Annotated in this window: 5 protein-coding genes; all 5 read right to left on the bottom strand. The window is 44.4% G+C overall.

The genetic code is table 11. The features are described 5' to 3' along the window. Positions 1 to 241: 241 nt before the first annotated feature. From galE to F891_RS15940, 5 genes are read right to left on the bottom strand one after another with little or no spacing between them, the layout of a single operon-like run. Positions 242 to 1,261, bottom strand: a complete 1,020-nt coding sequence (gene galE, locus F891_RS15960; protein ID WP_005264560.1) for a UDP-glucose 4-epimerase GalE — start codon at positions 1,259 to 1,261, stop codon at positions 242 to 244. Beyond that, positions 1,254 to 2,921 carry a glucose-6-phosphate isomerase gene (pgi, locus tag F891_RS15955; protein WP_005264559.1) on the bottom strand — a complete coding sequence of 556 codons (1,668 nt, stop codon included), beginning with the start codon at positions 2,919 to 2,921 and terminating at the stop codon, positions 1,254 to 1,256. The genes galE and pgi overlap by 8 nt, the downstream gene beginning before the upstream one ends. Next, a complete protein-coding gene (locus F891_RS15950) occupies positions 2,921 to 4,177 on the bottom strand; it encodes a nucleotide sugar dehydrogenase (protein ID WP_005264558.1) in 1,257 nt (418 codons plus the stop codon). Before F891_RS15950 ends, pgi begins: the two co-directional genes overlap by 1 nt. A gap of 24 nt (positions 4,178 to 4,201) precedes the next feature. Continuing rightward, the gene (gene galU, locus F891_RS15945; RefSeq protein ID WP_005264557.1) at positions 4,202 to 5,077 is read right to left on the bottom strand and encodes a UTP--glucose-1-phosphate uridylyltransferase GalU; all 876 of its coding nucleotides are present in this window, start codon (positions 5,075 to 5,077) and stop codon (positions 4,202 to 4,204) included. Positions 5,078 to 5,089: 12 nt separating this feature from the next. Then, a complete protein-coding gene (locus F891_RS15940; protein WP_005264556.1) occupies positions 5,090 to 6,964 on the bottom strand; it encodes a polysaccharide biosynthesis protein in 1,875 nt (624 codons plus the stop codon). Positions 6,965 to 7,003: the final 39 nt, after the last annotated feature.

Raw genomic sequence — 7,003 nt, 5'->3', positions numbered from 1 at the left:
ACTAAAACGTTTAGCCATTTCTTGAATCTCCAAAGATTAAAGTTACGTTATCTTTAGAGGGACGTGCTGTCCATTATTTTGTCTAGGATCAGTCCGAATTGAGCATGAAATGGAGCAAGGTCAGATTTCTGATCGAAATGAATAAGAATAATACTATGAGGACTTTTCAGCAGCTCATTCACCAGAAAAACCAGTGAATGAGTAAGTTGGTGACAAATGACCCCATAAATAAAATTCATCTTTATGATCCATATCCTTTAGGATTCTGCTTCTGCCAGTTCCAGCTATCTGCCAGCATATCCTCCAAACCATATTGTGCCGTCCAGCCCAACTCCTGTACTGCACGGCTATTATTTGCAAAACAGGTCGCCACATCGCCTTCACGACGAGGTGCTAATTCAAATGGAATTGCAACACCATTGACCCATTCAAAAGTATCTTTAACTTGTAGCACTGAAATGCCATTGCCAGTACCAATATTCCAGGCCCGGCAACCTTGTGCAGTTAAACGATTATTGAGGGCACATAAATGTGCATTGGCCAAATCTACCACATGAATATAATCCCGTACACCCGTGCCATCGACAGTGTCATAATCATGACCAAAGATCGACAGTTTTTCACGCCGTCCTACCGCCACCTGAGTTACATAAGGCATTAAATTATTTGGAATACCTTGTGGATCTTCACCGATCTGCCCGCTTTTATGTGCACCGACCGGATTGAAATAACGTAACAAGGCAATCGACCAGCGCTGATCTGCCACAGCCATTTTTTCCAAGAGCTGCTCCACAATCAGCTTGGTATAGCCATAGTTATTGGTTGGCATGCCAGTCGGCATTTCTTCGTTTAAAGGTGAAGGATTATTATCACCATACACAGTAGCCGACGAACTAAATACCAGTTTAAAAACCTGGGCGCGCTGCATGGCCTGCACCAGGCTGATGGAACCGGCAATATTATTATCAAAATAAGCCAATGGAATCTGCTGGCTTTCTCCAACCGCTTTAAGTCCGGCAAAATGAATTACCGCATCAATGCTATTTTGCTGAAAGACTTGATCCAGTAACTGGCCATCACGGATATCCCCTTCAACAAAGGTCAGGCTTTTCCGGGTCAACTGTTGCACCCGATTTAAAGACTCAGCAGCGCTATTGCAGAGATTATCTAAAACGATGACCTCATGCCCGGCATTTAATAATTCCACACAGGTATGTGAACCAATATAGCCTGCCCCACCAGTGACCAGAATTTTAGCCATGTGACTTTCCTAAAAGAATTTTAATTAAACCTTGGGTTGAACCATCCAGACCATCCAGATCGCTCTGTTCACCATTGAGAATTGGTAATAGCTGATTAGCAATTTCCTTACCTTTTTCCACGCCCCATTGATCAAATGGGTTGATATTCCACAGCACCGATTGAACAAACACCTTATGCTCATACAATGCAATCAGCATCCCCAGACTATAGGGATTCAGCTCTTGCAGTAACAAGGTACTGCTCGGCTGGTTGCCTTCATACTGCTTATAAGCCGGCAAGCTCGCCAATTCGTTTTGATCCAGTGCTTCATTACCAAAAGCCAGTAAACGCGATTGCGCCAGACAATTCGACAATGCCAAATAATGCTGCTCGATTAATGCCTCAGCACTATCGGCATAGGTATATTGCTGACTGTTATAGCGCTCTACCGGGGCAATAAAGTCACAACTGACCGACTGAGTTCCCTGATGTAGGAGTTGATAGAAGGCATGTTGCGCATTCGGGCCGACCTCTCCCCAAATAATCGGACAGGTATCTAGCTTTACTTTTTCACCATTACGCTGGATCGACTTGCCATTCGATTCCATTTCCAGCTGCTGCAAGTAGGAAGCAAAATATTTTAGCCGCCCATCATAAGGCAGGATGGCATGGGTCTGAATATCCAGGAAATTATTATTCCAGGCCCCCAACAGTCCCATCAAGACTGGAATATTCTGTTCAAAAGGCTGATACTGAAAATGCTGATCTACTGCATAAGCACCTGCCAGTAGCTGCTTAAAACCTTCAATTCCGATACTCAAGGCAATCGGCAATCCGATACAGGACCACAGCGAATAACGCCCTCCGACCCAATCCCACAACAACAGCTGGTTTTCCGGTGCAATCCCCCACGCTGTCATTTTCTCCGGTTTGGTCGATACCCCAATAAAATGATGCTTGAGAATATAGGGATGCTGACCCAATGCTTTTTCCAGCCACAAACGTACGGTCTGGGCATTGGTCAGGGTATCAATCGTGCCAAATGATTTTGATGAAATGATAAACAGTGTGGTTTCCGGACGCAGCTGATGCAACAACTCGGACAACTGACTGCCATCCATGGTCGAAACAAAATGTACGTTGAGTGGTTGGGCAGACTGATATTTAAAATCAGATAAGGCATGCGTGACCATCAACGGCCCAAGATCTGAACCACCGACCCCAATATTGACCACATCCTGAATCACTTCACCAGTGGCACCACGACGCTGTCCGGCATGAATTTGTTCTACCAAGGCATACATACGCTCAAGTTGCGCATGCACATCAGCGGCCAGCTCGGCATGCTGTTGATCCTGTTCCGGCAGACGTAGTGCCCAATGCATGGCAGCACGCTGCTCGGTATAGTTGATTTCCTGATTGGAAAATAGGGAGCCTATCCAGGATCTGAGGTTCTGTGCATCGGCCCATTCGATCAGGCCCTGCAATACATTCTTATTGATTCTGTGTTTGCTATAGTCAAACAGCAGTTGTTCAAACTGGATAGAATATCGATTAAAGCGCTCCGGGTCAGCAGCAAACAGCTCCCGCAAATGCTCAGATTGAAGCTGTTCTTTGTTCGAGGCGAGTTTCTGACACACAGTTTCAGTGTCGAGATTTGGATTAAAATGGCTCAACATTAACGTCCTACCCCAATATAATTAAAACCACGTGTCTTGACATACGTCGGATCATACAGATTACGCCCATCCAGAATCAGGGGATGCTGCATCAGCTTGATCAAATATGGATAATCCGGACTGCCGTACTGTTTCCATGCCGTAATCAGGCACAAGGCATGCGCCCCTTCCACGGCCTGATACTGGTCTTTACACAGGATCAGGTCTTCCCGTGGCCCATAGACCTTTTCAATATTTGCGATTGCCTGAGGGTCATGTAGCTTGACCGTCACGCCTTGCGCCCACAAAGCGGTCAGCATGGCATGTACCGGAGACTGCTGGATACTCGGGGTATTTTCCTTAAAGGCTGCACCCCAGATCGCAATGACTTTACCCTTCAAGTCTCCACGGAAATAGTTCCAGAGTTTACGGAACAATAATTCTTTTTGCTGTTCGTTAATGTCCCAGACCTGTTCAAGCAGCTGGTTTTTTACCCCTGAATCTGCCACGGCGTGAGTAAGCGTCCGGATATCATGGGAGAAATTCTCTCCACCAAAACCAACGCCAGGGAAGAGATAGGCAGAACCAATCCGGTTATCCGCAGCCATGCCTTGCCGTACCTGTTCAATATCAATGCCAAGCTTTTCTGCCACACTGGCCAGATCATTCATATAACTGATCCGGGTGGCGAGCATGCCGGAAATACTCAGCTTGGTAAATTCGGCATCCAGAACCGGCATAAATAGATACTGCTGCGCGCGTGGAAATAATGGGCGTAAGAGTTCTTTGATTTTAGGCTGGATATCTGCATGATCACAACCCACAATCAGCTGGGTGGCCTGAGTAAAGCTACGCAGTGCATTGCCTTCCTGAATAATATCTGGCAGATAAATCCAGTCATCATTCGGCAGTAACTGCTGAAAGCGTTGCGTGCCATGCAAGCCAAAGGTCGAGGCATTAATCATCAGTTTGGGATGGGCAAAACAGGCATGCCGGATGGTATCCACCATCTGAAACGCCTGTTGCTCTTCAGTCGCATTAAAACTGAAGAAAAACACATCCTGATTAAAATCCAGATGCTGAAAATCGCAACAGTTTAAAAAGCCAGATTTTTCCTGTTTTTGCAGTAATTGCTGGAGAGATTCATCCTGGAAATAGGGCCGGGCCGACTCATCTGTATTGAAGCTATTACACCAGACCACCTGGTGACCACATTCAGATAAAAGAGCTGACATGACTCCGGAAAATAAGGTTTTTCCCAATACTGCGACTTTCATGATATTCCTTTTTATTATTTTTTCTTACAAAGCCAATTCCTGAATTAATGCTTTAAACTCGACACCGAGTTTAGGATGATCAATGCCATAATGTAAAACCGCTTTGAGATAACCTAACTTACTGCCACAGTCAAAGGTCTGGCCTTTCATGCGGTAGGCTTCTACAGTTTCTGTTTGTTGCAGCATGGCAATTGCATCGGTCAGCTGGATTTCATTGCCTGCGCCTCGTGGTGTCTGCTCTAAAAGCTGCATGATCTTGGCAGGTAGAATATAACGCCCCACCACAGACAGATTGGAAGGTGCAGTGCCGATCGACGGTTTCTCGACAATGCCTTGCATGACGATGCTTTCCCCTTCCTCGGGCGATGCTGCAACATCAACAATGCCATACTGGTCGACGAGATGTTCAGGCACCGCTTCAACCATAATTTGTGAAGCTTGAGATTGTACATAGCGCTGAATCATGCATGACAGGTCATTTTCCAGATCCTGATCTTTCACCAGCACATCCGGTAACAGCACTGCAAAATCATCATCACCAATCACGGCTTTGGCACATAATACCGCATGGCCCAAACCTAAAGGCTGAGGCTGACGTACACTAATTACACTGATACCCGCAGGCAGAATTTCAGTAATTTCTTTGAGTAAATCGGTCTTATTTTTTTGCTCAAGCGTAGTTTCAAGTTCAAAGTTACGGTCAAAATAATTTTCAATCGATGCTTTGGAAGAATGGGTCACCAGAATAATCTGCTCAATCCCGGCAGCAACTGCTTCACGGACCACATATTCAATCGCAGGGCGATCCACGACAGTCACCATTTCTTTAGGAATGGATTTACTGGCAGGTAAAAAACGCGTACCTAGACCCGCTACAGGGAGAATTGCTTTCTTGATCATATTTATAAAAACCTAGTTCACTTGAATTTTATTACCACGGACATAACCATCGACATAGTATTCCAGCTGGGTCAATGCCCATTCAATATCAGTCTGAGTCGCGCTAAGTTCATGCATACGGTTAAATACTGCCAGAATTTCTGCCAATGGATAATGTTTCTCGACAGATCGTAGAATACGCTTATGTGAAGTAATTTCTGTATTTTCTTCGTCAATTAGCAGCTCTTCGTACAATTTTTCACCTGGGCGTAATCCAGAATATTGAATTTCAATATCGCCATCTGGATTTTGATCATCTCGGACTTTGAGGCCACTCAGGGCAATCATTTGTCGTGCCAGATCCTGAATGCGTACCGGCTCGCCCATGTCCAGCAGAAACACGTCGCCCCCTGTACCCAAAGCACCCGCCTGAATTACCAGTTGCGAGGCCTCCGGAATGGTCATAAAGAAACGGGTTACTTCTGGATCAGTCACGGTAATCGGACCACCTTTGGCAATTTGCTGTTTAAACAGCGGCACGACCGAGCCCGAAGAACCGAGCACATTACCAAAGCGCACAATACTGATCTGAGTCTGATCCTGAACCTCTGCCATAGCCTGACAGTACAACTCTGCCATCCGTTTGGTCGCCCCCATCACGTTGGTTGGACGTACCGCTTTATCAGTTGAAATCAGCACAAAGGTTTCTACCCCTTTTTTTACCGCCGCATTCACACTAAAGGCGGTTCCAACAGCATTATTTTTCAAACCTGCCAGCGGATTACACTCCACCAGCGGCACATGCTTATAAGCAGCAGCGTGATAAACGGTTTGTACGCCATATTGTTCAATCACCCGTTCTAACTTACGTTCGTCAAGAACTGAACCTAAAATTGGAATAATTTCACAGTTTGCTGTAAGACGTAATTCTTTATCGATATGATATAAAGCAAATTCTGTTAGCTCATAAATAATAATCTTGGCCGGCTGATTTTTAATAATTTGGCGACATAGTTCTGAACCAATCGAGCCACCCGCACCTGTGACCATGACTACTTTATTGTTAATATTTTTAGCCAAAAGCGCTGGAACTGGCGGTACAGGATCACGCCCCAGTAAATCAATAATATCCACTTCCTGAATATCAGAAATTCGAATTTCACCATTGACCAGTTTAGTCAGCCCCGGAATCTCGGTAATTTTTAAATGAGCTGGTTCTAAAAACTTGATAATTTCACTTTTACGTATTCGCCCTACTGACGGCAGTGCAATTAAAATTTCATCAATTTTGAATTTTGTAAAACATTTCAAAGCAGTATGTGGTAAAAAAACTTGGATACCACCAATATTTTGGCCACTTAAAGAAGGATCATCATCAATAAATATAATCGGTAGATGTTCATTAGAACGGTTTAAAGTCGCTGCTACCTGTTGGCCTGCATAACCAGCCCCATAAATAGCAATCCGTTTTTTAGGCACATTAGCCTGTAAGTAGGATCTCACCACAAAACGAATCACACTACGACTAAACCAGATCCAGGCAAACATCATAAAGCCGAACATCAAGGGGATAGATGTCGGAATAAAAGCATGGGTGCTATAAGCCAGCAAGTACAAACCAATCACGCTTAATATGGTTGCTAGACCTAATTTGGCAATAAAAAATTCATTAAAAGTACGAACAATAAAACGGTATACACCACAAATAAACAGCGCAAAGACTGCAATAGCACTGACCCAAATTGACCCAAAGGGAATATTAGGTACAACTTCTGCACCGAGATCAAACTGTCGAATGGCATAACAAAGCCAGATTAGAACAGGGAAAATACAAAAGTCTAAAATGACTAAAAACGCGAGTTTTGCTGAACGTGGAGATTCAACCAGAGGAATTACAAGAGATTTCATATATTTTTCAGCACGTCATATCTTAATTTAAAGAAGTTG

The organism is Acinetobacter sp. CIP 101966 (assembly GCF_000369725.1).
GTDB lineage: Bacteria > Pseudomonadota > Gammaproteobacteria > Pseudomonadales > Moraxellaceae > Acinetobacter > Acinetobacter lwoffii_Q.
This window is presented reverse-complemented; position numbering and strand designations above follow the sequence as displayed.